A 24,449-nucleotide genomic window follows, 5' to 3' on the forward strand; every position below is an offset into this window, starting at 1 on the left:
CGATCTGCCTGGGTTGTGCACGGTGGGCGAGGGTGAGCGCCCGCCGCGTGCCACGCGGGACGATCCGGCGTCGCGGCGGGCCCGCGATACGGTCGGAGGATGAGTGGAATCGTCGTCCTCGGCAGCGCCAACATGGACCTCGTCGTGCGCCAGCCGCGCCCGGCGCGCCCCGGCGAGACCATGTCGGGCTCCTCGTTCGCGACCGGCCCCGGCGGCAAGGGCCTCAATCAGGCCGTCGCCGCCGCGCGTGCCGGCGCGGACGTCGCCTTCATCGGATGCGTCGGCGCCGACGACTTCGGCGCGCGCCTGACCCGCGTGCTCGACGAGGCCGGCATCGACGCGTCCGGCGTCCGCGTGATCACCGAGCCCGCCGACCGCGCGTCGACCGGCATCGCGGCGATCAGTGTGACCGACGACGGCGAGAACTCGATCGTCGTCGTCCCGGGCGCGAACGGCGACGACGAGCTGACGGAGACGGATGCCGCGGCCATCGCCCGCGCGCAGTTCCTCGTCGTCCAGCTCGAGCGTCCGCTGCCCCTCGTGCGCCGGGCGCTGGAGGCCGCGCGCGAGAGGGGTGTGCGCACCGTGCTGACCCCGGCGCCGGCGACGGCGGACGCTGCCGCGCTGATCCCGCTGGCCGACATCGTCGTGCCCAACGAGGGGGAGGCGGCGTTGCTGTCCGGGCTCGTCGACCACGATGCCGACGCATCGGCGCGGGCCCTCAGCGGGCGCGCGTCGGGAGGCGACGGCACCGGACTCGCCGTCGTCACCCTCGGTGAGCGCGGGGCGATCGTCGCCTGCGGCGGCGAGATCGTGCACCGGGTGGGCGCGCGCCGCGTCGACGCGGTCGACACGACCGGCGCGGGCGACACCTTCGTCGGAGCGCTGGTGGCCTGGCTCGCCCGCGGCGCCGATCTCGAGGAGGCGCTGGAGGCGGCGACCGCCGCGGCGGCCATCGCCGTCACGCGTGAGGGGGCCGCAGCATCCATGCCCTCCCGTGACGAGATCGAGGCGGCGCTCGCGGGCGAGGCGTCGGTTCCGGATGCTGCGCCGCAGCCCGTCGAGCGGGCGCCCGACCTGATTCCGGCTCCCGTCTACCTCGACACGGACCTCGGCATCGACGATGCGCTGGCGCTCGGCTACCTGCTGGCGCACCCCGGCGTGGAGGTCGTGGGTGTCGGTTCGGTGCACGGCAACCTGGACGCCCCGCAGGCCGCGCGCAACGTGCTCGATCTGCTCGCGCTGACCGCGGGCCGCGGCATCCCGGTCGCGGTCGGCGCCTCCGATCCGCTCGCCGCACCCTATGCGGGCGGGGCGCCGCACGTCCACGGCGACAACGGCATCGGTGGCGTGGTCCTCGACCGCAGCCCCGACGAGCCGGTATCGGGGGATGCCGCCGACCTGCTCATCCGGCTGGCGCACGAGCACGCGGGCCGGCTGCGCGTGGTCGCGATCGGTCCGCTAACGAACCTCGCTATCGCCCTCGAGCGGGATCCGGCGATCGCTGGCCTGGTCGACGGGGTGTGGGTGATGGGCGGCGCCGCACTGGTGCCCGGCAACATCACGCCGACCGGTGAGGCGAACATCTTCCATGACCCCGAGGCCGCGCAGGTCGTGCTCGAGGCCGGCTGGCCGGTCGTGCTGGTGCCCCTCGACGTGACGATGCAGAACCGCTTCACGTCGGCCGATCGCGCCGCGCTCTCGGCGGCCCCCGGCGCCGCCACGCGCGCGATCGGCGAGATGCTGGCGCTGTACGAGGAGTTCTACACGCCGATCTTCGGAGCCCCGGATGTCGCGCTACACGACCCGCTCGCCGCGGCGCTCGCGGCGGGCGGTGTGCGCACGGCGCTCGCGCCGCGCGTGCGGGTGGTCGTCGACACGACCGACGGCCCCGGGCGGGGGCAGACGATCTGCGACTTCCGCGGCATGTACCGCGGGCACCCGGTGCCCTCCGGCCGCAGCGTGGAGGTCGTGCTCGAGCTCACCGAGCCGTTCGCTCCAAAGCTGCGGGCCCGCCTGCTCGAGCTGCGCTGACGCGGCGGCGCCCGCGAACCGACGCGCCCGCGAATCGGTGCGGGCGAACCGCCACCCGCCCGCGGCTCAGGACGAGCGGTGGGAGCTGTAGTACTCCAGCAGTGCGCGGGTCGAGGCATCCTGCGACTCCAGCGCCTCGGCGTCGCCCTCGATCGCGGGCGCGATCTGCAGAGCCAGCTGCTTGCCGAGCTCCACGCCCCACTGGTCGAACGAGTTGATGCCCCAGACGGTGCCCTGCGTGAACGTGATGTGCTCGTACAGGGCGATGAGCTGGCCGAGCACCGAGGGCGTCAGCGACGCGGCGAAGATCGACGTCGTCGGACGGTTGCCGGGGAAGGTGCGCGCGGCGACGAGGGCACCGGTCGTGCCCTCGGCCTCGACCTCCTCCGCGGTCTTGCCGAACGCCAGCGCCTTCGTCTGAGCGAGGAAGTTCGCGAGGAACAGTCCGTGCACGTCGCGCCCGCCGTCCTCCAGCGGGTATGCCGGGTTGACGAAGGCGATGAAGTCGGCGGGGATGAGGCGCGTGCCCTGGTGGATCAGCTGGTAGAACGCGTGCTGGCCGTTGGTGCCGGGCTCGCCCCAGAAGACCTCGCCCGTGTCGGTCGTGACCGGGCTGCCGTCCCAGCGCACGGACTTGCCGTTGGACTCCATGGTGAGCTGCTGCAGATAGGCCGGGAAGCGGTTCAGCTGCTGCGCGTACGGCAGGACGGCGTGCGACTGCGCGCCGAGGAGGTTGTTGTACCAGACGTTGAGCAGCCCCATGAGGACGGGGACGTTCTGCGCGAGCGGGGTCGAGGCGACATGCTCGTCGACGGCGTGGAAGCCCGCCAGCAGCTCGCGGAACGCGGACGGTCCGAAGACGATCGCGAGCGACAGGCCGATGGCCGAATCGACGGAGTAGCGTCCGCCCACCCAGTCCCAGAAGCCGAACGCGTTGGTCGGGTCGATGCCGAACGCCTCCACCTTGTCGAGCGCCGTCGACACGGCGACGAAGTGGTGCGCGACGGCATCGGTCTTCGCGGCATCCGTCCCGTCGATGATGCCCGCGGAGGTCAGGCCGTCCCACAGCCAGTCGCGTGCGAGGCGGGCGTTGGTAAGGGTCTCGAGGGTCGTGAACGTCTTGGAGGCGACGATGAACAGCGTCGTCTCGGGGTCGAGTCCCGACGTCTTCTGCGCGATGTCGGTCGGGTCGATGTTGGACACGAAGCGCGCCTCGATGCCGGCGTCGGCGAGGGGCTTCAGCGCCTCGTAGACCATCACGGGGCCGAGGTCGGAGCCGCCGATGCCGATGTTGACGACGTGGGTCACCTTCTTGCCCGTGACGCCCTGCCACTCGCCCGAGCGCACGCGGTCGGCGAACGTCGACAGCTTCTCGAGCACGGCCTGCACGTCATCGTCGATCTGCTGTCCGTCGACCTCGAGCGCGGGGGAGGCGCCCGCGGGGCGGCGGAGCGCAGTGTGGAGCACGGCGCGGTCCTCCGAGGTGTTGAGGTGTACGCCGGCCAGCATCTCGGCGAAGCGCTCGGCGACGCCGGTCTGCTCGGCGAGGCGGACGAGGGCCGCGAGCACGTCATCCGTGACGAGATTCTTCGACAGGTCGACGTGCAGGTCGACGAGCGGCAGAGACATCCGCTCCACGCGCCCGGCGTCTTGTGCGAACCAGGTGCGCAGGTCGGGGCGCAGCGAATCGCGCAGCGCGGTCAGCTCCGACCAGGCAGCGGTGGACGTGGGGTCGATGGGCGCGCTCATGAGTCCACGCTAGCGCCGCGCGGCGGGTGTGAGAGGGCGGATGTCGGGCAAAGAGGAAGGCCGGTCGGAGAGGAATCCGACCGGCCCTTGTCCCTTTGCACCAAGAGTGTCCTGCAATCACATGTCGGCAGCTGCCACAGCAAAACAACTGCCTGGCGATGACTCTATAACGGCGAGGTAACGACGGCAAGAGCCTGTCGTTATCTTTTCGTGATGACGCGGAGATGAGTCTCCCGAGGTCCGGATGCAAGCCCGCGCCCGGCATCGTCACAGCCGCGTAGCCTCCTCACCACGAGCCGGCTTCCGCCCGGCATCCGATCCCGAAGGGACTGCACGATGACCGCCTACGAGGACGCCTCGCCCGCCTCCGACGCCGACTGGACCCGTCTGGGCGCGGAGAGCTTCGTCTCGCTCGGCACCTTCCGCAAGAACGGGGAGGTCGTGAGCACGCCCGTGTGGATCGCGCCCGACGGCGGCGCGCTCGTCGTCACGACGGAGCGGTCGACCGGCAAGGTCAAGCGGCTGCGGCGCAACGCCCGCGTCGTGCTGCAGCCCTGCAGCCGGATGGGCAAGGTCGAGCCCGGGGCGCCGCTCGTGAAGGCGGTCGCGGTGGTCACCGACACCGCCGCGGCGGAACGATCCGCGACCGATGCCCTGCGGAAGAAGTACGGCTTCCAGTTCCGGGCGTTCCTGACCGTCGAGCGCTTCGTGCGCCGGCTGCAGCGGCGGCCCGGCGAGCGCGTCATCCTCCGCATCACCCGCCGCGGCGCCGGAGACGACGGCACCGACTGACGACCGTCGTCCGCCGCGCCGTCGGTGGCGCGTGGGACGATGGAGGGATGTCCGCCGACTGGTTCCCGCAGGTCGAGGAGCTCACGATCGCGCGCCTGGTCGGCGCCCTCTCCTTCAGCCGCGGCAAGACCTACGCCGACAGCGGGCGCGTGAGCGGCCTCACCTACCAGGCGGCCGGACAGGTGCTGTCCGGACTCGTGAAGGGCAGCGCCGATCGGCCGTATCAGGTGCGCATCGCGCTCGCCGACGCCACGACCTCGCGCCCGCTGGTGCGGACCGCCACCTGCACCTGTCCGATCGCGATCAACTGCAAGCACGCCGCGGCGGTGCTGACCGCCGCCGCCGCCGCGGGCAAGGCGGCGCTGACCGCGGAGAGCGAGGCGGATGCCGGCTGGCGCGGCCTGCTCGCCGCGTTCGGCGATCCCGGCGCAGGCCCGGACATCGCGCGCGTGCGGCGCCCTCTTGCGCTGCAGTTCGAGCCGCGACGGCGCACGGCGGGTCGGAGCCGGTGGGGGGAGCGCCGTGACGAGCCCGCGAAGGATGCGGCATCCGTCGACCGCCTCGCGGTCCGTCCGGTGACCTCCGGGCAGCGCGGCGGATGGATCAAGGGCGACCTCACGTGGCAGAACGTGGGCTTCCAGGGTGCGGCCGGCGGCTACGACCCCGCGCAGGCGCAGTGGTTCGGACAGCTCGCCGCGCTCAAGGGCGCGACGGCCCTCGGGGCCATGGAGCACGGCTCCGACTGGATCGCGCTCGACGTCTTCGAGTCGCCCCTGCTGTGGGCCCACCTCGCCGACGCTCCCGGTCTGGGCATCGCGCTCGTGGGCACGGTGCTGCCGACGGTCTCGGTGCTCGACGGGGCGTCGGTCGGGTTCGACGCGCACGACACGGGTGATGCGCTCACCCTGGCGCCTGTCGTGGTGATGGACGGCGAGGCGGTGGATGCGGCAGCCGCGCGCCCGATCGGCGGCCACGGCGTCTACGTCGTCGACTTCGCAGCGAAGACCCTCCGGCTGGCTCGTCTGTCGGCGCCGCTGAGCCGCGCACAGCGCGCGATCCTCGAGCGCCCGCGGGAGGTCGCGGTCGAGGCGGCCGACCGCACCGAATTCCTGCGCGGCCTGCCGGCACTGGCGCGCACGGCGCGGATCCTGAGCTCCGACGGCACCTTCGAGCCGCCGGTGGTGCCGCCCGCGACCCTCGTGCTCTCCGCCCGGTTCGAGCGCGACCGCGTGCTGCGGCTGGACTGGCGGTGGGAGCTCGCGGGCGAGCGACGCGTGCCCCTCGCCGCGGGTGACGCGTCCTTCCTCGACCCCGCGACCGAGCGAGCGCCCGCGGCCCGGGCGGCCGAGCTCCTAGCCACCGACCCGGCCGGCGCCGCGGCGCTCGCCGCGGACGGCTCCCTCCGTCCGACCACCGTCCTGCACCATCTCGACGCCGCGGAGTTCAGCGCCCGTCTGCTGCCGGAGATCGAGCGGCTCGAGCGCGTGCGTGTCGAGGTGATCGGCGAGCAGCCTGCCTACCGCGAGATCGAGGAGGCGCCGACGCTCGTGGTGCGCACCGTGGAGTCGGAGCGCAACGACTGGTTCGAGCTCGGCGTCATGGTGCAGGTCGAGGGGCGCATCGTGCCGTTCGGGCCGCTCTTCAAGGCGCTGTCGAAGGGCGCCGCGAAACTCCTGCTCGTCGACAGCAGCTACCTGTCGCTGAAGCAGCCGGTCTTCGACCCGCTCCGGCAGCTGATCGAGGAGGCGGGCACGCTGCGGGAGTGGGAGACCGGCGCGCGCATCAGCCGCTATCAGGCCACGCTCATGGCGGAGTTCGAGGACCGCGCCGACGAGAGCCCGCAGGCGCTCGCGTGGCGTCGCACCGTCGAGGGACTCGCGGAGGACGCCGACCCCTTCGAAGCCGCGGTGCCCGCCGGGTTCCAGGGCGAGCTCCGGCCGTATCAGGTGGCCGGCTTCCGCTGGCTCGCGTTCCTGCATCGGGCACGCCTCGGCGGCATCCTCGCCGACGACATGGGCCTCGGCAAGACGGCCCAGACGCTCGCGCTCATCCAGCACGCCGTCGAGACCGACGAGGGACCGGATGCCGCGCGGCGGCCCTTCCTGGTCGTGGCGCCCACGTCGGTCGTCTCCAACTGGGCGCGCGAGGCGGCGCGCTTCGTGCCGGGACTGCGGGTCGCGCAGATCGACCGCACCCGGGGCAAGAGCAGGCGGGGGCTGGCCGACCGGATCCGCGGCGCGGACATCGTGCTGACCACCTACGCGATCCTGCGCCTCGACGCGGAGGAGTTCGCCTCCCGCGAGTGGGCCGGGCTGATCCTCGACGAGGCGCAGTTCGCCAAGAATGCGGCCTCGAAGGTGCACGAGGCCGCGCAGGGCGTCCGCGCGCCGTTCCGGCTCGCGGTCACCGGCACCCCGATCGAGAACAACCTCGGCGAGCTGTGGGCGCTGCTGGCCCTCACCGCCCCCGGACTCTTCCCCTCGCGCCGGGCGTTCGACGAGACCTACCGGCGCCCGATCGAGGTGATGGGAGACGAGGAGAAGCGGCAGCGTCTGCGCCGCCGCATCCGTCCGTTCCTCCTCCGCCGCACGAAGGAGCAGGTGGTCCCGGAGCTGCCGCCGAAGCAGGAGCAGGTTCTCGAGGTGCCGCTGCATCCGGAGCACCGACGCCTCTACGACACGCACCTGCAGCGCGAGCGGCAGAAGATCCTCGGGCTCGTCGCCGACCTCGACCGCAACCGGTTCACGGTGTATCGCTCGCTGACCCTGCTGCGTCTGATGAGCCTGGATGCTGCGCTCGTCGATCCGGAGGCGTATGCCGACGTGCCCTCGGCCAAGCTCGACGCGCTGCTCGAGCAGCTCGAGGACGTGCTCGCGGAGGGGCACCAGGCGCTGGTGTTCAGCCAGTTCACCTCGTTCCTGCGCCGCGCCGCCGCGCGGGTGGAGCAGCGCGGCACGCCGTACGCCTATCTCGACGGCACCACCCGCCGCCGGGAGGAGGTCATCGACCGCTTCCGGTCGGGCGAGGCGCAGGTCTTCTTCATCAGCCTCAAGGCCGGCGGCTTCGGCTTGAACCTCACCGAGGCCGACTACGTCTTCCTGCTCGACCCGTGGTGGAACCCCGCGAGCGAGGCACAGGCCGTCGACCGCACCCACCGCATCGGCCAGGAGCGGAAGGTGATGGTCTACCGGCTCGTGTCGGAGGACACCATCGAGCAGAAGGTCATGGCGCTGAAGGAGAAGAAGGCCGCGCTGGTCTCCTCCGTGCTCGATGACGAGGGCGTCTTCAGCGAAGCGCTGAACGCGGACGACATCCGGGGCCTGCTGGGCGCCTGACGCCACGGTGCCCGGCCGTCAGGCTGGATACTGGCTCCATGGAGGATCCCGTCGCCCTCATCGCCTGGGTGGTCGCGTTCGTGCTCGTCACGGTGACGGTGACCGGTCTGGTCGGGCGGATCGGATTCTCCGCTCCGGTCGCCCTCGTGGCCGTGGGCGGCGCCATCTCCTACGTGCCGGGCATCCCCGCGATCACGGTGGAGCCCGACCTGATCCTCTACGGCATCCTCCCGCCGCTGCTGTTCGCCGCGGCGATCCGCAGCTCCATCGTCGACATCCGCGCTCGCCGCGACAGCATCCTGCTGCTGTCCATCGGGCTCGTCGCGTTCACCGTCGTGACGGTGGGGTTCGCGACGTGGCTGCTGTTCCCCGTCGTGACCCTCGCCGCCGCGTTCGCCTTCGCCGCCGTCGTGGCGCCGACCGACGCGGTGGCGGTGAGCGCCATCGCCGGCAAGGTGGGGCTGCCGCGGCAGGTCGTCACGATCCTCGAGGGAGAGAGCCTCCTCAACGACGCGACCGCGCTCGTCGCGCTGAACACGTCGATCGCCGCCATCGTCAGCATCGTCAATCCGGTGTCCATCCCGCTCGACTTCGCACTCGCGGTGGGCGTGGGCCTCGGCGTCGGGCTCGGGGCCGCATGGATCATCTCCTCCGTGCGGCGCCGACTGCACTCGCCGGTGCTCGACACCAGCCTGGTGCTGATCGTGCCGTTCGCGATCTTCCTGGTCGCGCAGTCGCTGCGCGGCTCGGGCGTCATCGCCGTGGTCGCCGCGGGTCTGTACATGTCGTTCGTCTCCCCGACCGTCGCCTCGGCGGAGGCGCGGGTCGCGACGCGGCTCAACTGGCGCACGATCCAGTTCCTCCTCGAGAACGCCGTGTTCCTCTTCATCGGCCTCAACCTGTCGGGCATCGTCGCGGGCGCCGTGCGCACCGGACCCGGGCTGTGGCCGACGGTCCTCATCGTCGCCGGCATCATGTCCGCGCTCATCGCCTCGCGGTTCGTGTGGACGATGACCGTCACCGCGATCTACCGGTGGGGTCCGCCGCGACTGCGCGAGCGCAGCTGGAGCTGGGGCAACGGCCTCGCCGTGTCATCGGCGAGCGTCCGCGGGGTGGTCACCCTCGCGGCGGTGTTCCTTCTGCCCGCCGAGACGCCCGCACGCGAGTATCTGCAGTTCCTCGCGTTCGTCGTCGTGGTTCTGAGCCTGCTCGGCGGACTCGCCCTGCCCGCCATCATCCGCGCCCTGCACCTGCCACCGCCCAACAGCCTGCAGGAGCGCACCGAGCTCAAGAATCTGCTCGCCGAGGCGCGCCGGGCGGGCGTCCAGCGTCTCGACGAGGTCGTCACCCCGGAGGACGAGCCGCGAGTCGTCGAACTGCTGCGCACCGACGCCGCCTTCCTCGGCGACACGCTCGACGGCTTCGACCCCGAGGAGCAGTGGAAGCAGTTCCAGTCGCAGCAGCGGCTGCGCCGCCAGATGCTCGCGGCGCAGCGCGCGGCGGTGGTCCAGGCCCGCCGGGAGGGTCGCTATCAGGAGCCCGCGATCGTCAGCGCGCTGAAGGCGATCGACGCCGAGGAGACCTCGCTGCGCGCGCACGAGCCCGACGAGAACGACTGACGCGGCATCCTATCCTCCGCGCTTTCACATGCTGAAGGCGGTTCCGCCGCGGGGGCGTCGTCGGAAGAATGGGAGCATGACGGACGCCCCGCAGATCCCCACCGTGACCCTCAACGACGACACCGCCTTCCCGGAGCTCGGCCTCGGCACCTACGAGCTGCGCGGGGAGGAGGGCGTGTCGGCGATCGTCGAGGCCATCCGCTCCGGCTACACGCTGCTGGACTCCGCGGTGAACTATGAGAACGAGCGGGAGGTCGGCGAGGCCGTGCGGCGCAGCGGCGCGGACCGCGAGACGCTGGTGGTCACGACGAAGATCCCGGGCCGCGAGCACGGGTATGACGAGGCGATCCGCAGCGGTCGCGACTCCCTCGAGCGGCTCGGCCTCGACCGCATCGACGTGCAGCTGATCCACTGGCCGAATCCGAGCGTCGACAAGTACGTGCAAACCTGGCGCGGAATGATCGAGCTCCGCGATCAAGGGCTCGTCCGCACGATCGGCGTCTCCAACTTCACCGAGGCGATGCTCACCCGCCTGGCCGACGAGACGGGCGTGATCCCCGCGATCAACCAGGTCGAGCTGCACCCGTACTTCCCGCAGACAGCTCTGCGCGCGTTCCACGACGAGCACGGCATCCGCACCGAGAGCTGGAGCCCGCTCGCGAAGCGCTCCGAGCTGCTGGAGGAGCAGGTCGTGCGCGACGTCGCCGCCGCCCACGGCGTGACGCCGACGCAGGCGGTGCTGCGCTGGCACGTGCAGATCGGCTCGACGCCGATTCCGAAGTCGGCCGATCCCGCACGCCAGCGCGAGAACGCCGACGTCTTCGGCTTCGAGTTGTCGGACGACGAGGTCGCGGCCATCAGCGGCCTCGAGCGCGGACGCCTGTGGGGAGCCGACCCCGACACCCACGAGGAGATGTGACGACATGGCCGATCAGCCGAGGATCTACCCCGAGGGCGTGCCCTGCTGGGTCGACATCGAGGTCGCCGACCGCGAGGCGGCCGAACGGTTCTACTCGGCTGTCTTCGGCTGGGAGTTCTTACCGGCCATGCCCCCGGAGGCGCCGGGCTTCTACGACATCGCCGCGCTGAAGGAACAGGATGCTGCGGCGATCGGTGGCGGCACCGGTGAGCCGGTCTGGAACACCTACATCGCGTGCGACGACGTCGACAGCACGGCCGCCGCGGTGACGGAGGCCGGCGGCACGGTGCTGTCTCCGCCGGCGGACGCGGGGCCGGGAGGCAGGCTTGCGGTCTGCGCCGACCCTCAGGGCGCTGTTTTCCGGCTGTGGCAGGCGCGGCGCCGCCTCGGAGCGCAGATCGTGAACGAGCCGGGCGCGTGGAACTTCAGCTATCTCCGGACCCCCGAGCCCGACGCCGCGCTCGCGTTCTACGGCGCGGTGTTCGGCTGGCGCGTCGACCCCGACCTCGGGGCCGGGATGATCCGTCTCCCCGGCTACGGCGAACACCTGGCGAGCACGGTGGATCCGGGCATCCACGAACGCCAGGCCTTCGCTCCTCCCGGCTTCGCCGACGTGGTCGCGGGCATCGCCCCCACCGACGGCCCGGCCTGCTGGGAGGTGCGCTTCACCTCCGCCGACCGTGATGAGAGCGTCGAGGCGGTTCGCCGCGCGGGAGGGCAGGTGCTGTCGTCCGCCGAGACCGACTGGACGCGCGAGGCCGTCGTGGCCGATCCGCCCGGCGCGACGTTCGTCGTGAGCCAGCTCGCCCCGCGGGAGTGAGGCCGGCCGCCCCCGCTCGTTCGCGCGTTTCGTCTCGTCGCTGACGCTCCTCGCTCAGCGACCGGAACCGCTCGTTGAGCGAGCGAAGCGAGTCGAAACGCCTCATCCCGTTCGCTCAGCTGACACTTCCCTCCGCTTCGGCGGAGGCTTTCCCGCAGCTCGCGTCAGATGAGCCTTCGAAGTGAGCGGATGCCGCAGCATCCCGTCCGCTCATCTGACGCGTGTCGTCGCCACCGCGTGTGAAATCCCGCAGCTCGCGTCAGGTGAGTAACCGCGCTTCGTCGCACCACGACCGCCGGTCGATCGAGCGAGCGAGCGAGCGCAGCGAGCTGGAACGCCGGAACTAGAGCTGGGCGCCGTCGTCGTGCGGGTCGTCGAGGCCGACGGTGCGACCGCGCCACGACTCGTAGGCGATCAGCCAGCCGATCGAGATGATCGCGGCGATGAAGAGGCCGAGGAAGATGCTGCCGAGCACGGCCCCCACCAGCAAGCCGAGGCCGATCAGCGCCAGTGTTCCAGCGATCCAGCCGATGCGTCCGCGCGGGAAGCCGGTGCGGGTTTCGTCCATGCGCCCAGCCTAGGGCTCCGCGTCAGTCCGAGCCGGCGCGTGCGTTGTAGACCGTGATGCCGCCGTCGTCGACCGCCGTGCGGTAGGCGCGGAAGACGTCGAGCGCCTCGTCGCGAAGCACGTCGGTCGTGACACGGATGCCGCGGGCTTCGAACTGCTCGGCCCAGTCGCCTCCGAGCGGACCCTCGTCGAAGGTCGTGATGTCCTCGAGCTCGCGACCCTCGCCCGCGATCGTGAGGTGGCGGACCCCCGACCACATGGCGGCGCCGTAGCACTGGATGCACGGCCGCCAGTTGACGACGAGCTCGTGCTCCGGAAGCCCTTCGGCACCCAGGTCCCATCCACCGAGGCGGGTCTGGGCGAGTCCGAGGGCGACGACCTCGGCGTGGGCGCTGGAGACTCCGCTGCCGAGCACGACGTTCACACCGACGGACACGATGCGGCCCGTCTCGCGCTCGGCGACGACCGCGGCGAAGGGTCCGCCGTTGCCCTCGCGCCAATTGCGGTCGGCGAGCCGATTCACGAGGCGCATCCGCTCGACGGGGTCGGCGATGACGTCGGGCGTGCCGGCCAGTTCATCCGCGATCCACGCGGGCAGGGCGATGCGGTACTCGGTGGCGATGTCATCCAGGGGCATGGGGATCCTTCGGTCGAGGCGGGGGAGGGCGGCGCGTCCGCGGACGCGCGGCACCGCCCCGAGCGTAGGCGGCCCCTGTTTCGGCCAGGTGTCGGCCGCCGCCTGTCGGCGGCGGCCGTCACGGCGTACCGTGTCGCCATGGACCAGACCGACGGCTTCCATGCCGCATCAGCCGGCGTCATCGTCACGCCCCTCCACGTCGCAGACCTCGCGGTCGAGGGCGAGGCCATGCCGGTCTGCGTGCACGTCATCGAGCATCCGGACGGCCGTGTGCTGGTGGACACCGGCTTCACCGAGCTGCACCCGGCGGTGGAGGACATGGACCCCCGCCTGTTCCCGCTCGATCTCGACGCGCTGGGGCGGATCGACGCGGTGGTGAACACCCACCTGCACTACGACCACGTCGGCGGGAATCACCTGTTCCCCGGCATCCCGATCCATGTGCAGACGCGCGAGCTCCACGACGCGCGCACCGCTCCCGACTACACGATCCCCGCGTGGGTCGATCCGCCCGGCATCCTGTACGTCGAGCACGACGGGCCGCACGAGCTCCTGCCGGGCGTCCGGCTGCTCCCCGCGCCGGGTCACACGCCGGGCTCGCAGATCGTCGTCGTCGACACCGCCGACGGCCCGGTCGTCATCGCCGGAGACTCCGCCGTGTGGTTCGGCGAGCTGGACGAGCCGACCACCGACGGTCAGCGCCTCATCCGGTCGCTCAACCCCGTCGCCGTGTGGCTCTCGCACACGCACGAGCCGTGGCGACCGAAGAGCGCGGAGGCCGTCGCGGATGTCTCCGCCGAACCGGCGGGTGGGCCCGGCGCCGCCCCGTCGGAGGGCCCCGCGACTCCGGAGTACCGTGTTCGGGTGAGCGAGATCCACCGGGCGCACGTCGCCGACATCGACCCCGTCGCGCTGTACCGCATCCTGTGGCTGCGCGTCAGCGTGTTCGTCGTCGAGCAGCAGGCCGCGTACCCCGAGATCGACGGGCGCGACCTGGAGCCGGGCGCCGAGCTCATGTGGATCGTCGAGGACGACGAGGTGCTCGCGACCCTGCGCATCCTCTGCGGAGACGAGGCGATGCGCATCGGCCGCGTGGCGACCGCTCAGGCCGCGCGCGGCCGCGGGCTCGCCGCCCGTCTGATGGAGGCGGCGATCGAGCGCTGCGCGCACCTCGCCCGCGACCTGCCGATCGACCTCGACGCGCAGCTGCAGCTCGAGCAGTGGTACGGCCGTTTCGGCTTCGTCCGCACGGGTGACGCCTACCAGGAGGACGGGATCCCCCACATCCCGATGCGACGATCGGCCGGCGACGATCCCGATGCGCAGACCTCCGCCGCCGGAGCCGACGCGTGAGCGGTCTCCCGCCGGTCCGCGTCGTTATCCCGTGGCGCCCCGCGCCGTCGCGCATGGACGCCTTCGAGCGCGTGGTGCGCTGGTATCGGAAGGCTCTGCCCGGTGTGCCGGTCGAGACCGTCGACACGGGCGACACGCCGTTCGTGCTCGCCGCCTGCCGCAACCGCGCCATGAGCGAGGCGCGGTCCGACGAGGTCGTCGTCATCGGCGACGCCGACACACTGCCCGAGATCGAGCCGCTCCGCGAGGCGATCATCGCCGCGGCGACGAGCCGCTTCGTGCACCTGCCCTACGACGAGTACCGCTGGCTGGGTCGCAGCGGCTCCGCGGAGGTCGCCGCCGGCACGCCCCTCATCGACTGCACGGTCGAGCAGTACGTCGACGGCGCGTGCTCCGGTGTCTACGTCGCCACGCCGCGCACGTGGGCCGCGCACGGTGGGCAGGATGAGCGCTTCCGCGGATGGGGATTCGAGGATGCCGCGTGGTACCTCGCCCACACGACGATCCTCGGTTCGCCGCCCCAGCGTCTTCACGGCCGGGTCTACGCGCTGCATCACGCCGGCGAGGTGCGCGCGGGCGCGAACTACGAGGCGAACGCCGCGCGCATGGAGCTGTACCGGGCGGCATCCGGGGATGCTGCGGCGATGGCCGCCGTCGTGGGCATCGAGTCGCCCGCGGCCGGTTGACCGCCGACGCCGCCTCCAGCGGCCGGCTGACGGCCGACGCCCGCCGCCCGCAGCCGGCTGACAGCCGACGCCGTAACACGCCGGCTGCGTCGGCCCACGTCGCGCGGGACGGATGCGTCGCGCGTGTCAGACCGAGCCGGTCAACGTCTCGTAGGCGATCCGCGGCCCCGGCCGAGCGGCCTGCGCCTCGGCGGCGGCCGTGAGGAGCGCCCTCCCCGGGAACCGCTCGTCGACGACGGTGACCAGCGCACGCGTCAGCGCATCGACGTCGGCGGTGTTCGGGTCGAGCGCGATGCCCGCGCCGGCGCGCTCGAGGGCCGCAGCGCCGGCGAACTGGTCGGTGGAGAACGGCAGCACCACGAGCGGCACGCCCGACCCGACGGCCTCCGTGACGGAGTTGTTGCCGCCGTGGGTGACGGCCGCCGTCGCAGCGGACAGCAGCCGCACCTGGGGCAGGTACGGGGCGATCAGCCAGTCGGAGGGGAGCGGGCCGAGCTCGGCGGGATCGGTCGAGCCCGTCGCGATCGCCGCGCGCAGGCCCGCACGCCGCAGCGCCTCCGCCACGCGGGCGAGCACATCCGCGCGCACCGACAGGAAGCTGCCGAAGCTGACGTAGACGAACGGCTCGCCGCTCGACAGCCACTCCTCGACGTCGGCCTCGCGAGCCTCGTCACGGGGGACGGAGCCCAGGAAGCGATGCGGAGGGAGCACGCGGCCGTCGCCGACGGCCAGCTCGCCGGGATAGTTGTAGAGCACGGTGTCGCCGCGCAGCGCGAAGGCGTCGTCGATGGGGGATGCCGCGGCATCCAGTTCTCTCGCCGCCTCGTTCCACTGCGCGGTGAAGCCGGCCGACACGCGCTCGCACAGTGCACGCAGCTCGGCGAGCTCGTCGTCGGCGGGGCGGAAGGCGGCGGGCCAGAACGGCGGATAGCCGTAGACCTCGTCGCCGACGGGGAGGGCGGTCGGGTGCCCGAGCACGACGTCGCCGTAGGGGATGCCGCGCGTGTGCAGGGCCAGCCGGGCGCTGAAGGCCAGGTGGTCGACGAGGATCGCGTCGGGCTGCACCTCCTCGATCACGGCGAGCGTCGCGTGCGCGCGGTCGACCGGCTGCCACATGAGGTCGGTCAGGCGCTCCCGCGCCTGGTAGGTCAGGGTCTCCACCATGCCGCGACGTGTCGCGGCGAAGAAGCCCTCGAGCGACTGCGCCTCGGCCGCCACCTGGTCGTCGCTGCGGATCACGCCGGGATTGGCGCCGCGGCCGAGCGGGAGGTCGACGCGGTCGTAGCCGAACTGCGCGACCACCGGCGCAGTGGCGGGCCCGGTGGCGACGACGACGCGCTCGCCGGCGTCGCGCCATGCGGTGGCGATGCCGGCCAGCGGCAGGAGGTGCGAGGCGTAGTCGGGGCTGATGACGAGCAGGGTCACGCGGACAGACCCGCCGCGCGCTCCAGCTCCGCCTCGGCGCGCGCGACCATTCCATAGACGGGCGCGAGGGTCGCGGCCATGCCCTGGATGGTGAAGCGCTCGGCGACCAGCGCGCGGCCGCGCGCCGGTTCGTCGACGCTCAGCTCAGAGGCGCGCTGCAGGGCGTTCGCGATCCCCTCGGCGAGCCGCTCCCGGTCGGCGGTCGCGACGAGGAACCCCGTGTCGCCCTCGGCGACGTAGGTGGCGGGGCCGCCCGCGTCGGGGGCCACCACGACCAGCCCCGTGGCCATCGCCTCGAGGATCGCGAGTCCGAACTCCTCCTTGACGCTCGCGCACACGTACGCACCGCCGGGCGCGGCGAACCCGGGCAGCCCCAGGCGAACGGCCGCAAGCCATTCCGCGGTCACGCCGTTGGGGCGGTGGCCGGGCACGACGAGGCCGCGCGCGGCGCGGTCGCTGCGCGAGACGATCGCGTCGATGGCGTCGAGCTGCTCCCGCTCGTCGCTCGACGGGAAGCGCAGGTCGCCGCCCACGATGAGCAGGTTGGCGACGTCGGCCAGCGGGCTCTCCGCCCACGTGCGCACCAGGGCGGCCATGCCCTTGACCCGGTGCATGCGCCCGACGCTGATGAGCAGCGGCAGGGCGCGGCGCTCGGCCGGCAGGTCCGCCAGGAGCGATGCCAGCTCGGTCAGCGCCGGCGTCAGGGCGCCTCCTCGAGCGGCTTCGCGCGCCGTCACGGCCGCGTCGTCGATGATGGCGAGGTCGACGCCCTCCGCCACGACGCTGTGCCGCTCGGGACGCGAGGTGAGGTCGATGCCGACCAGCTCGCGCATGTCGCTGACGAGGTCGGGCCGGGGGAAGAGCACCGAGTGCGATGCCGAGGCCGCGAGGCTCTGCACGAGCTGTGCGCGGAACCAGTAGTGCTCGCGCACATCGGCCGCGCCGAAGCCCTCGCGGGTCAGCTGGCCGGAGCGCTCGAGCGACGCGATGACGCTGTGCGGGTCGGGGGCGACGGTGAAGACGGTCGGGATGCCGAGCTCGCGCGCGACGTCGGCGGCGGCGAGGCTGCCGACGTCCGCCATGCGCAGGTGCAGCACGTCGACACGGCCGGCCGCCTTGAGCAGACGACGGATGCCGCGGCGCACGGTCACCCGCAGATGCCAGGCCGTGCTCGACGACGCCGGCAGTTCGTTCAGGGGGATGTGGCCGTACACGTGACCCGACGTCGTGCCCGCGACCTGGACCAGGTCGGGGGCCGCCTGCCGCACGGTGCCGCGCGACAGCGTCAGCACCCGCTCGACGCCGGCGTCCTGCGCGACGAGCGCATCGCCCAGACGCACCAGGAGCGTGGCGATGCCGCCGTTGTCCCCGGCACCCGCCGATGAGAGCGAGGAGTCGACGTCGGCGTGCAGGAAGAGCTGGGCGACGGTCAGACCGGTGCCTTCCCGGGACGGTGCGGTCTCGGGGTCGACGTCGATGAGCGAGAGGCGGGCGAGGTCGCCTAGCAGGCCGCCCTCGGAGACGAGCTGGTCGAGGAGCGCGACCGATGCGGCGTCCCTGCGCTGCCCGAGGGCGGCGACGGCTGCGGCGCGCACCGGGCGTGGGACCTTCGCATCGGCGGCGGCCTGACGCAGGAGCGCCGTCGCCGAGGGCTGGCGGACGAGGCCCATCGTCTCGATGAGACGCGCGCGTGCGCCGGAGGAGAGGGTGCCCGTCCCCGCGGCCTCGAGGGCCACCGCCAGCAGATCGCCGCCGGTCACCGACCACTTCTCGATGGTGTGCTGCGCGAGCATGCCCGCGAAGCCGCCCTCGGCGACGAGCCGGATCAGGCGCCCCACCGCGTCGGGCCGCATCGGTCGGCGACCGAGCGCCCAGGCCGCGTGCTGCACGATCCACGCGCGGGAGTCGGAGAGCAGTGACACCAGGAGACGGGCCGCCTGCTCGTCGTTCATCTCGGCGATCGCGTGCACGGCGGCGATCGCGGCGATGTCGTCGGCGCCCGCGAGGGCGGCGGAGAGCACGCGCAGGGTGCGCACGCCGGGGTCCCGCCCCGCCTCGAAGGCCAGGTCGTCCGCCGCGCGGAGCGCGGCGACCACGGTCGGGGCCTCACTGATGCGATCCATCGCCGACTGGATCCCCATGGGTCCTCCGCCCTGGCGCCGCGATTCAGCGCCCCAGTGATCGTAGTGCGCGCACATGGACGGACGCTTACGGTGGACGAGGCGTCGATCGGCGCCGCCCCCCCACGACGGGAGACGCGTGAGCATCCTGACCATCGGCGATATCGGAGTCACCTCCGGCATCATCCACATCGGCGACGAGGCCATGTTCGAAGCGGCCCGCGACGAGCTGGCCGCGCGCGGCCGCACGATGACGGGCATCTCATCCGTACCCGCGGAATCCGCGCACCGCTACGGCATCGAAGCGATCGGCCGTCTCGGCTTCGGCGACCTCGACCGCGCCGCGGCGGAGGAGCGGTCGTCGCTGCTGCGGGCCGCGGCATCCGAATCATCGGCGCTCGACGACGCCGACCCCGCGTCCCCTGTTCTGCGCGCGCTCGATGACGCCGACGGCGTGCTGATCGCCGGCGGCGGCAACCTCGCCTCCCGGTGGCCGGTGCACGTCTACGAGCGGACCACCCTCGCTGCGATGGCCGTCGCGCGGGGGCTCCCCGTGGTCGTCACCGGGCAGACCTTCGGCCCCGATCTGACCCCCGCCGACGAGAGCCGCGTCGCGGCGATGGCGCGGGCGGCGCGGCTCACCGGCGTCCGCGAGCACGACTCCGGAGCGCGGGCGCAGCAGTCCTGGGGCGTCCGTGCGCGGGTCGGCGTCGACGACGCGTCCTTCATCGGCGGCGGTCCGTCGGGCAGCCCCATCGCCGATCCGGATGCGCCGGTGCTGGTCAGCCTCTCGGGCTGGTTCGCAGGTCGACCCGCGGTCGACGTCGAGCGGGGGATCGCGGAGCTGCTGGATGCTGCGGCTCAGACCGTCGGTCCTGTCGTCTTCCACGCGCACTTCGGTCCCGTCGATGCGGGAGCGGAGCCGCAGGGCGACGCCGTGCTGCACGAGCGGGTGCGGGCGCGGATGCGGCAGGGCAGCACGGTCGTGCCGAGCGGAGACTCGCGGACGTCCGCCGAGCTCGCGCGCGGCGCCCGGTTGCTCATCACCAGCCGGTACCACCCGGCGGTGTTCGCGGCTCCCGCGGGCGTGCCGACCCTCGCCCTCGCCGCCGATGAGTACACGCGCATCAAGCTGGGTGGCGCCCTCGGGCACTGGGGGCAGTCGGAGGTCGTCGACCTCGACGACCTCGCCGGGGCGCCCGCGAAGCTGGCCGGCCTCGACGCCGCGCGCGACGCGATCGCCGAGCGCACGCTGTCGCGCCTCCCCGCGCATCGGGCGCGCGCGGCGCTGTGGTGGGACGACGTGGCCGCCGCGCTCGGCTGAGGTCGAGGTCTCAGCGGTCGCGGTGGTCCTCGGGGTGCAGGCGTGGGCCGCGACGCGGTTCGACCGCGCCGCTCAGGCCGATCAGGCGGATGACCCGCTGACGGTGCCCCGCCCAGGGGGCCAGGAGCCGCAGCATCCCGTCGTCGTCGCAGCGGGCGCCCGTGAGGGCCCAGCCCACCTGATGGGCGAGGTGGTAATCGCCGACGCTGACCGCGTCGGGGTCGCCGAAGGCGCGGATGCGGGTCTCGGCCGACGTCCACGCGCCGACGCCGCGCAGGGAGATGAGCACCCGGTCTCGGGCTTCGCCGTCCTCCGCACGGAGGAGCGCGCGCACGACGGTGTCGCCGCGGCGCGCGGCCTCGACGATCGTGCGCGACTGCGGCGGCTCGAGACCGGCACGATGCCAGCCCCAGGAGGGGATGTGCCGCCAGCCCTGAATGGACGGCGGCGCGAACATGGGCTTCGGGGTCGGCCCCGGCGCGCGCTCGCCGAACCAGGTGACCAGGGTGCGCCAGGCCGAGAAGGCCTGCAGGCTCGTCACCTTCTGCTCGATGACGGAGCTCGCGAAGGCGTCGAACACGTCGCCGGTGCGTCCGATGCGCAGGCCCGGATTGCGCCGGTGCACCTCGGAGATGAGCGGATGCTTCGACCCGTCGAATCCGGTCGGGTCATCGTCCGCCCCGCACAGCGCGGGCAGGCGCTCGAGCGCCACACCGGCTCCCGGCCCCCAGGCGGCGGCACGGATGACGCCCCCTGACACTTCGCGGATGGCGAGGGTCGAGACGCCGGCCGGTGTCCGGCTGACGCGCCACATCACCGACCCGTCGAGCGTCATCGTCGGATCGCCCATGCCGTGCCGCTGGTACATCACGGTGCGCCGCACGTCGAGCGGATGCCGCGGACGGTACTCCGTCTCGAGCGGTCTCCCGCCGGGCGTGCCCGCAGGGATGCTGCGCACGTCCCGTCGCGGCTCGCGCGCGAGCGCGGGGCCGGGCGGCGAGATCGTCATGCAGACACCCTACGCGCGCCCCTCCGACATCCCACCGGCGAGCACGACCGCCGCCGCGTCAGAAGCGGTCGGGTGAGGGGGTGCCGTGCCCGTAGCGGATGACGACGTCGGCGTGGCGATCGAAGCGGTAGCCGATTCCGCGCACCGTGCGCACGATGTCTTCGTAGCGGCCGAGCTTCGCGCGCAGGCGGCGCACGTGCACGTCGATCGTCCGCTCGCCCGGTGCCTCGTCATCGGTGGCGCCCTGCCAGAGCGAGGAGACGAGCTCCGTGCGCTCGATGGTGCGGCCCTCGCGCAGCACCAGGTACTGCAGCAGCTCGAACTCTTTGAAGGTGAACGCCGCCGACTCCCCGTCGATGAGCACGCGCTTGCGGGAGATGTCGACGACGACGCCGCCCTCGACGCGATCCTCGGGCTCCGGCTCGTTCTTGGTGCGCGCGACGGCCGACGGCTCGTGGAGCGCGAGGCGCACGACGTCGACGTCACGGCCGCCCGCCCCGGTCGGCGCCAGCGCGACGGTCGCGTAGGTCTCGGCGGTCGGGGCCAGCTCGCCCAGCGTGCGGCGGAGCGCCTCGACGAGCACGCCGAGGCTGACGCCGGCGGCGGCCGCCTTCTCCTCGTCGATGCCGACGTAGAGGGCGAAGCCGCGGGGCGCGGTGTTCGGCGGGAGGTGGCGGGCGGGAGCGGCCGGTGCGGCGTCCACCTGCTCGGACGCCGCCGGGGCGGCGGCGATCGGCGAGACGGCACGAAGGTGCGGGACGCGGGCGGCGGGACGGTCAAGCAGAAGGGTGTTCGACACGATGCAAGTCCTTGCGGGAGGAACCCGGCGGGGTTCAGGGGTGCTGCTGGGTGCCCGGAGGGGCGGAGACGAGGCGTCCTGCGTCGCGCAGATCATGCGGACGGTGCCTCGGGGGCGGAACGGGTCGCGTTCTCCCGGATCTCTTCGAACCCGGACGGCGACTCGTGAGCCCGGCAGGGGTCACTGTGTCAGCGGCACATTCGACAGCACATGACGCGGCCGCCGGCCATCATCATGCGGGCAGTCCCGTTCGCCTCCAGGGCGGACAGAGAGCGTGCGTTGTCGGTCATGTGGCTGATTATGACGGAATGCGTCCGGATGCGTCAAATCGCCCAGGCCCGGCCGCGGACGGATGACGAATTGTGACAGATTGCTCAGTCCCGGGCGGGAGAGGATGCCGGCGGCTCCTCCACACAGCATCCGTACAGCGCCGCACGCTGATCCCGGGCGTATTCTTCTGCGGTGACCGAGCTGACCTTCACCCATGAGAAGGACGCGTCGCGCTACGCCCTGCACAAGGGCGACGACCTCGTCAGCGTCCTCGACTACCGCGACGACGGACGCACCGTCGCCATGACCCGCGCGTACACGATCCCCACCTTCCGCGGCCACGGCTATGCGGGCGAAGTGGTCGAGCGTGCGGTGTCCTCCCTCGAGGAGAGCGGTGACCGGGAGGTGCTCCCGGTCTGCTGGTACGTCGCCGACTGGTTCGAGGCGCACCCCGAGCGCTCCGGCATCCTGCGCGCCCGCGCCTGACCCTCCGCGCCGCGCCGCCCGTTCACCCCGCCCTACACTGACCCCGTGGACATGGAGTCGGTCTTCATCGGCGTCGCTGTGGGCTTCGAGGTCGTGGGCGCCATCGCCATGGTCTCGGGCTTCCTCCTCGCGGTCGTGCTCTGTGCGCGCTCGCTGAGCCGCCGCGAGGGCGGGCGGACGGCGTTCCTCGTACTGCGCAACACGCTCGGCTCGGCCATCCTCCTGGGGCTCGAAGTCCTCGTCGCCGCCGATCTCCTGCGCACCATCACGTCCAAGCCCTCGCTCGAGGACGCGCTCATCCTGGGCGTCATCGTGCTGATCCGCACCGTGCTGTCCATGTCGATCCAGGTCGAGATCGAGGGCGTGCTGCCCTGGCGCCGGGCGCTCCTGCGCAGCGGCGGCCAGATGCTGGGCGACGCGGTCGTCCGCGATCGGGATGCCGCGGCATCCGCTCGCTCCACGGCACCGAATCAGCACTGACGCCGGAGTCGCCGGAGCGCTGCGGGCTGTCAAGCCCCTGCCTTTCCGCGCGGAACGGAGCACGCTGGGGGAAACGATGAGGGAGTGGAAATCATGAGCGATGAGCGCGATCTGCCCGAGGGCGTCCTCGACGCGAACCCGGCCGGGGCCTGGGAGGACGGGAGCACGAGCGACACCGAGACGTCGGAGAGCACTGCGGACTCGATCCACTCCGCGTCCCTGACGGATTCCGGCCTGCCGCCGAACACGCCGATGCCGGACTCCGCCACCGGTGACGAGGTCGTGGGCGACGGCCCTGCGGCACCGGCGGATCCCGACGGCTCGATCGAGGACGCCGCTGCGACGCGCGGCATCGACCCCGACCTGCGCACCGACGAGGAAGCCGAGGAGAACGCGTGAGCGACCGCGGCACCGATGCAGAGCCCGTCGGCGGGAGCAACGTCCCCGCTGACGCGGAGGTCCCGGGCGAGACGCCCGGCGCGCCGGGCATGCGCGAGGACGTCGTCGGCGGTGCGCTCTCGCACGACGCGGACGAGAAGACCGGCCCGGGTGCCGCGGCCGACACGCAGGACGAGCCGGCCATGGACGTCCACGACGCCAGCCACGACGACAAGGTCGCCGGCATCGCCGCGCAGACCCGGCTCGACGTCGGGACCGAGGGGCATGAGCGGATCGCCGATGTGCTCTCGCAGCGCTTCAGCGACGCCGGCATGTCCGTGACCGACGAGGACCGCGTGGCCCTCGCGAAGCGCATCGCCGGCGAGTGATCTGACCCGATCGTCCGGCGCGCCCGCAAGGGCCCGCCGGACGGATCGCGTCGAGGATCAGCCTCCTGTGAAGGCGAGGATGGCCGCGGCGGACGGAGCGGAGTCGCGGATCATCGTCTCGTGCCCGTGGTGGTCGACCACGACCAGGTCGGCGCTGTGGAGAGCCGCCGCGACCTCCGCGCACCACCACTGCGGGCAGACGCGGTCCGTTCCCCCGCGGATCACCAGCGCCCGCTGGGTCACGCGGGGGTAGACGTCCTCCGGGCGATGCGCCAGCATCGCCCGGAACTTGCCGCGCAGGTTCGGGCCCGCGCGCAGGTACTCGATCGCCCCCACGAGGATGACCCGCGGGCTCTCGACCGCCAGATCCTGGGCGAGCCGGAGGATCTGCCGGGCGGCGGTGCGCTCCGCGCGCGTGACCGTCGGCGCCAGCAGCACGACACTGTCGACCAGCGCAGGATGCCGGGCCGCCAGCTCCACCGCGACCTGCGTGCCCATCGAATGGCCCACGGCGACGACCGGCCCCTCGCCGCTGTCGCGGAGGAGCGCGGCGAGCAGGTCTGCGGTGCGCGCCATCGTCAGGGTCCGCTCCGGCTCCGGAGCCGCGCCGTAGCCGGGCAGGTCGACGGCGATGAACCGGCCTCGGCCGCGCAGCTGACCGGCGAGTCCGCGGAACGCCAGACGCCCCATGCCGAGGCCGTGGATGAGGAGGAAGGTGCGGGCGCCCCGTCCGAACGACTCCGCGACGAGCGTGGCGCCCGCGTGCGAGAAGCTCCGGACGGTCGCGGGGGTGTCGCGCGGGGCGACCACCGACGTGTCGGCGGGCGGGCGACGGGCGAACAGCACCGGATGACACTATTCAGTGCGGCTGTGTCGCTCTTCGGACCGGCCGGGCTGCGGTCGGGCTCGCGGGGCCTCTTCTCCCGCGCGGGATGCGCGCGTACCGTGTCTGCCATGTGCCGCAACATCCACACGCTCCATAACTTCGAGCCCGCCGCGACCGATGAGGAGGTGCACGCAGCCGCGCTGCAGTACGTGCGCAAAATCGCCGGCACCACCAAGCCGTCCAAGGCGAACCAGGACGCCTTCGACCGTGCGGTGGCCGAGATCGCGCACATCACCGGGCACCTCCTGCAGGACCTCGTCGCCGTCGTGCCGCCGAAGAACCGGGAGGAGGAGGCGGCCAAGGCGCGTGCCCGGGCGGAGGCGTCCGGCCGCTACGCCCCCCGCGTCGCGCAGGCGGGCTGACCGCCGCCG

General features: G+C 72.7%; 22 protein-coding genes. 14 read left to right on the forward strand and 8 right to left on the reverse strand.

Features of this window, described 5'->3' with window-relative positions; genetic code table 11:
* The first annotated feature begins 99 nt into the window (after positions 1-99).
* Complete coding sequence (locus tag ABC304_RS07095; RefSeq protein WP_412929800.1) at positions 100-2,034, forward strand: PfkB family carbohydrate kinase; 1,935 nt, start codon at positions 100-102, stop codon at positions 2,032-2,034.
* Between the two features lie 66 nt (positions 2,035-2,100).
* Here the strand turns inward: ABC304_RS07095 and pgi are convergent, their stop codons facing one another.
* On the reverse strand, positions 2,101-3,783 hold the full coding sequence (pgi, locus tag ABC304_RS07100; RefSeq protein WP_412929801.1) for a glucose-6-phosphate isomerase: 1,683 nt from the start codon (positions 3,781-3,783) through the stop codon (positions 2,101-2,103).
* Positions 3,784-4,119: 336 nt separating this feature from the next.
* On the opposite strand from pgi, the gene ABC304_RS07105 reads away from it, so the two are divergent.
* The 5 genes from ABC304_RS07105 (at position 4,120) to ABC304_RS07125 (ending at position 11,268) form a co-directional block, all read left to right on the forward strand.
* Positions 4,120-4,575 carry a PPOX class F420-dependent oxidoreductase gene (locus ABC304_RS07105; RefSeq protein ID WP_412929802.1) on the forward strand — a complete coding sequence of 152 codons (456 nt, stop codon included), beginning with the start codon at positions 4,120-4,122 and terminating at the stop codon, positions 4,573-4,575.
* Between the two features lie 47 nt (positions 4,576-4,622).
* Positions 4,623-7,910: an SNF2-related protein gene (locus ABC304_RS07110; protein WP_412929803.1), complete on the forward strand. Its 3,288-nt coding sequence runs from the start codon at positions 4,623-4,625 to the stop codon at positions 7,908-7,910.
* A gap of 38 nt (positions 7,911-7,948) precedes the next feature.
* Positions 7,949-9,529: a cation:proton antiporter gene (locus ABC304_RS07115; protein ID WP_412929804.1), complete on the forward strand. Its 1,581-nt coding sequence runs from the start codon at positions 7,949-7,951 to the stop codon at positions 9,527-9,529.
* Positions 9,530-9,605: 76 nt separating this feature from the next.
* Entirely contained in the window at positions 9,606-10,448 is an 843-nt protein-coding gene (locus tag ABC304_RS07120) for an aldo/keto reductase (RefSeq protein ID WP_412929805.1), read from the forward strand.
* A 4-nt stretch (positions 10,449-10,452) separates the two neighbouring features.
* On the forward strand, positions 10,453-11,268 hold the full coding sequence (locus ABC304_RS07125) for a VOC family protein (RefSeq protein WP_412929806.1): 816 nt from the start codon (positions 10,453-10,455) through the stop codon (positions 11,266-11,268).
* A 343-nt stretch (positions 11,269-11,611) separates the two neighbouring features.
* Here ABC304_RS07125 and ABC304_RS07130 read toward each other — a convergent pair whose 3' ends face one another.
* Both ABC304_RS07130 and ABC304_RS07135 read right to left on the reverse strand, forming a co-directional pair.
* Positions 11,612-11,836: a hypothetical protein gene (locus tag ABC304_RS07130; RefSeq protein ID WP_412929807.1), complete on the reverse strand. Its 225-nt coding sequence runs from the start codon at positions 11,834-11,836 to the stop codon at positions 11,612-11,614.
* 22 nt (positions 11,837-11,858) lie between these two features.
* Entirely contained in the window at positions 11,859-12,473 is a 615-nt protein-coding gene (locus tag ABC304_RS07135) for a nucleoside deaminase (RefSeq protein ID WP_412929808.1), read from the reverse strand.
* A 138-nt stretch (positions 12,474-12,611) separates the two neighbouring features.
* On the opposite strand from ABC304_RS07135, the gene ABC304_RS07140 reads away from it, so the two are divergent.
* Together ABC304_RS07140 and ABC304_RS07145 are read left to right on the forward strand one after the other, a co-directional pair.
* Positions 12,612-13,826 carry a GNAT family N-acetyltransferase gene (locus tag ABC304_RS07140; protein WP_412929809.1) on the forward strand — a complete coding sequence of 405 codons (1,215 nt, stop codon included), beginning with the start codon at positions 12,612-12,614 and terminating at the stop codon, positions 13,824-13,826.
* 53 nt (positions 13,827-13,879) lie between these two features.
* Positions 13,880-14,512, forward strand: coding sequence for a hypothetical protein (locus tag ABC304_RS07145; RefSeq protein WP_412929810.1), 633 nt, complete (start codon positions 13,880-13,882; stop codon positions 14,510-14,512).
* A gap of 126 nt (positions 14,513-14,638) precedes the next feature.
* Here ABC304_RS07145 and ABC304_RS07150 read toward each other — a convergent pair whose 3' ends face one another.
* Positions 14,639-15,937 carry a glycosyltransferase gene (locus ABC304_RS07150; RefSeq protein ID WP_412929811.1) on the reverse strand — a complete coding sequence of 433 codons (1,299 nt, stop codon included), beginning with the start codon at positions 15,935-15,937 and terminating at the stop codon, positions 14,639-14,641.
* On the reverse strand, positions 15,934-18,060 hold the full coding sequence (locus tag ABC304_RS07155; RefSeq protein ID WP_412929812.1) for a glycosyltransferase: 2,127 nt from the start codon (positions 18,058-18,060) through the stop codon (positions 15,934-15,936). The genes ABC304_RS07150 and ABC304_RS07155 overlap by 4 nt, the downstream gene beginning before the upstream one ends.
* Positions 18,061-18,196: 136 nt before the next feature.
* Between ABC304_RS07155 and ABC304_RS07160 the strand changes: the two genes are divergently transcribed.
* Entirely contained in the window at positions 18,197-19,381 is a 1,185-nt protein-coding gene (locus ABC304_RS07160; protein ID WP_412929813.1) for a polysaccharide pyruvyl transferase family protein, read from the forward strand.
* Positions 19,382-19,391: 10 nt separating this feature from the next.
* Here the strand turns inward: ABC304_RS07160 and ABC304_RS07165 are convergent, their stop codons facing one another.
* Together ABC304_RS07165 and ABC304_RS07170 are read right to left on the reverse strand one after the other, a co-directional pair.
* The gene (locus ABC304_RS07165) at positions 19,392-20,390 is read right to left on the reverse strand and encodes a DNA-3-methyladenine glycosylase family protein (protein ID WP_412929814.1); all 999 of its coding nucleotides are present in this window, start codon (positions 20,388-20,390) and stop codon (positions 19,392-19,394) included.
* A gap of 58 nt (positions 20,391-20,448) precedes the next feature.
* On the reverse strand, positions 20,449-21,189 hold the full coding sequence (locus tag ABC304_RS07170; RefSeq protein ID WP_412929816.1) for a winged helix-turn-helix domain-containing protein: 741 nt from the start codon (positions 21,187-21,189) through the stop codon (positions 20,449-20,451).
* Positions 21,190-21,651: 462 nt separating this feature from the next.
* Here ABC304_RS07170 and ABC304_RS07175 point away from each other — a divergent pair, with 462 nt between their 5' ends.
* From ABC304_RS07175 to ABC304_RS07190, 4 genes are all read left to right on the forward strand, one after another.
* Entirely contained in the window at positions 21,652-21,945 is a 294-nt protein-coding gene (locus ABC304_RS07175; RefSeq protein ID WP_412929817.1) for a GNAT family N-acetyltransferase, read from the forward strand.
* Between the two features lie 51 nt (positions 21,946-21,996).
* Positions 21,997-22,425 (forward strand): DUF1622 domain-containing protein, encoded by a 429-nt coding sequence (locus ABC304_RS07180; protein ID WP_412932861.1) that lies wholly within the window; start codon positions 21,997-21,999, stop codon positions 22,423-22,425.
* Between the two features lie 93 nt (positions 22,426-22,518).
* Positions 22,519-22,824, forward strand: a complete 306-nt coding sequence (locus ABC304_RS07185) for a hypothetical protein (protein ID WP_412929818.1) — start codon at positions 22,519-22,521, stop codon at positions 22,822-22,824.
* Positions 22,821-23,192 carry a hypothetical protein gene (locus tag ABC304_RS07190; RefSeq protein ID WP_412929819.1) on the forward strand — a complete coding sequence of 124 codons (372 nt, stop codon included), beginning with the start codon at positions 22,821-22,823 and terminating at the stop codon, positions 23,190-23,192. Before ABC304_RS07185 ends, ABC304_RS07190 begins: the two co-directional genes overlap by 4 nt.
* Before the next feature lie 57 nt (positions 23,193-23,249).
* Here the strand turns inward: ABC304_RS07190 and ABC304_RS07195 are convergent, their stop codons facing one another.
* The gene (locus ABC304_RS07195; protein ID WP_412929820.1) at positions 23,250-24,038 is read right to left on the reverse strand and encodes an alpha/beta fold hydrolase; all 789 of its coding nucleotides are present in this window, start codon (positions 24,036-24,038) and stop codon (positions 23,250-23,252) included.
* Between the two features lie 108 nt (positions 24,039-24,146).
* Between ABC304_RS07195 and ABC304_RS07200 the strand changes: the two genes are divergently transcribed.
* Entirely contained in the window at positions 24,147-24,440 is a 294-nt protein-coding gene (locus ABC304_RS07200; RefSeq protein WP_412929822.1) for a DUF2277 domain-containing protein, read from the forward strand.
* Positions 24,441-24,449 lie beyond the last annotated feature (9 nt).

Origin of the sequence: Microbacterium jepli, from assembly GCF_047237905.1 — a bacterium.
Classification (GTDB): Bacteria; Actinomycetota; Actinomycetes; order Actinomycetales; family Microbacteriaceae; genus Microbacterium.

What these genes read in the sequence shown, in the direction of transcription:
- ABC304_RS07095 (WP_412929800.1), top strand. Translation starts at nt 100, where the DNA reads ATGAGTGGAATCGTCGTCCTCGGCAGCGCCAACATGGACCTCGTCGTG.
- pgi (WP_412929801.1), bottom strand. Translation starts at nt 3,783, where the DNA reads ATGAGCGCGCCCATCGACCCCACGTCCACCGCTGCCTGGTCGGAGCTG.
- ABC304_RS07105 (WP_412929802.1), top strand. Translation starts at nt 4,120, where the DNA reads ATGACCGCCTACGAGGACGCCTCGCCCGCCTCCGACGCCGACTGGACC.
- ABC304_RS07110 (WP_412929803.1), top strand. Translation starts at nt 4,623, where the DNA reads ATGTCCGCCGACTGGTTCCCGCAGGTCGAGGAGCTCACGATCGCGCGC.
- ABC304_RS07115 (WP_412929804.1), top strand. Translation starts at nt 7,949, where the DNA reads ATGGAGGATCCCGTCGCCCTCATCGCCTGGGTGGTCGCGTTCGTGCTC.
- ABC304_RS07120 (WP_412929805.1), top strand. Translation starts at nt 9,606, where the DNA reads ATGACGGACGCCCCGCAGATCCCCACCGTGACCCTCAACGACGACACC.
- ABC304_RS07125 (WP_412929806.1), top strand. Translation starts at nt 10,453, where the DNA reads ATGGCCGATCAGCCGAGGATCTACCCCGAGGGCGTGCCCTGCTGGGTC.
- ABC304_RS07130 (WP_412929807.1), bottom strand. Translation starts at nt 11,836, where the DNA reads ATGGACGAAACCCGCACCGGCTTCCCGCGCGGACGCATCGGCTGGATC.
- ABC304_RS07135 (WP_412929808.1), bottom strand. Translation starts at nt 12,473, where the DNA reads ATGCCCCTGGATGACATCGCCACCGAGTACCGCATCGCCCTGCCCGCG.
- ABC304_RS07140 (WP_412929809.1), top strand. Translation starts at nt 12,612, where the DNA reads ATGGACCAGACCGACGGCTTCCATGCCGCATCAGCCGGCGTCATCGTC.
- ABC304_RS07145 (WP_412929810.1), top strand. Translation starts at nt 13,880, where the DNA reads ATGGACGCCTTCGAGCGCGTGGTGCGCTGGTATCGGAAGGCTCTGCCC.
- ABC304_RS07155 (WP_412929812.1), bottom strand. Translation starts at nt 18,060, where the DNA reads ATGGATCGCATCAGTGAGGCCCCGACCGTGGTCGCCGCGCTCCGCGCG.
- ABC304_RS07165 (WP_412929814.1), bottom strand. Translation starts at nt 20,390, where the DNA reads ATGACGATCTCGCCGCCCGGCCCCGCGCTCGCGCGCGAGCCGCGACGG.
- ABC304_RS07180 (WP_412932861.1), top strand. Translation starts at nt 21,997, where the DNA reads ATGGAGTCGGTCTTCATCGGCGTCGCTGTGGGCTTCGAGGTCGTGGGC.
- ABC304_RS07185 (WP_412929818.1), top strand. Translation starts at nt 22,519, where the DNA reads ATGAGCGATGAGCGCGATCTGCCCGAGGGCGTCCTCGACGCGAACCCG.
- ABC304_RS07200 (WP_412929822.1), top strand. Translation starts at nt 24,147, where the DNA reads ATGTGCCGCAACATCCACACGCTCCATAACTTCGAGCCCGCCGCGACC.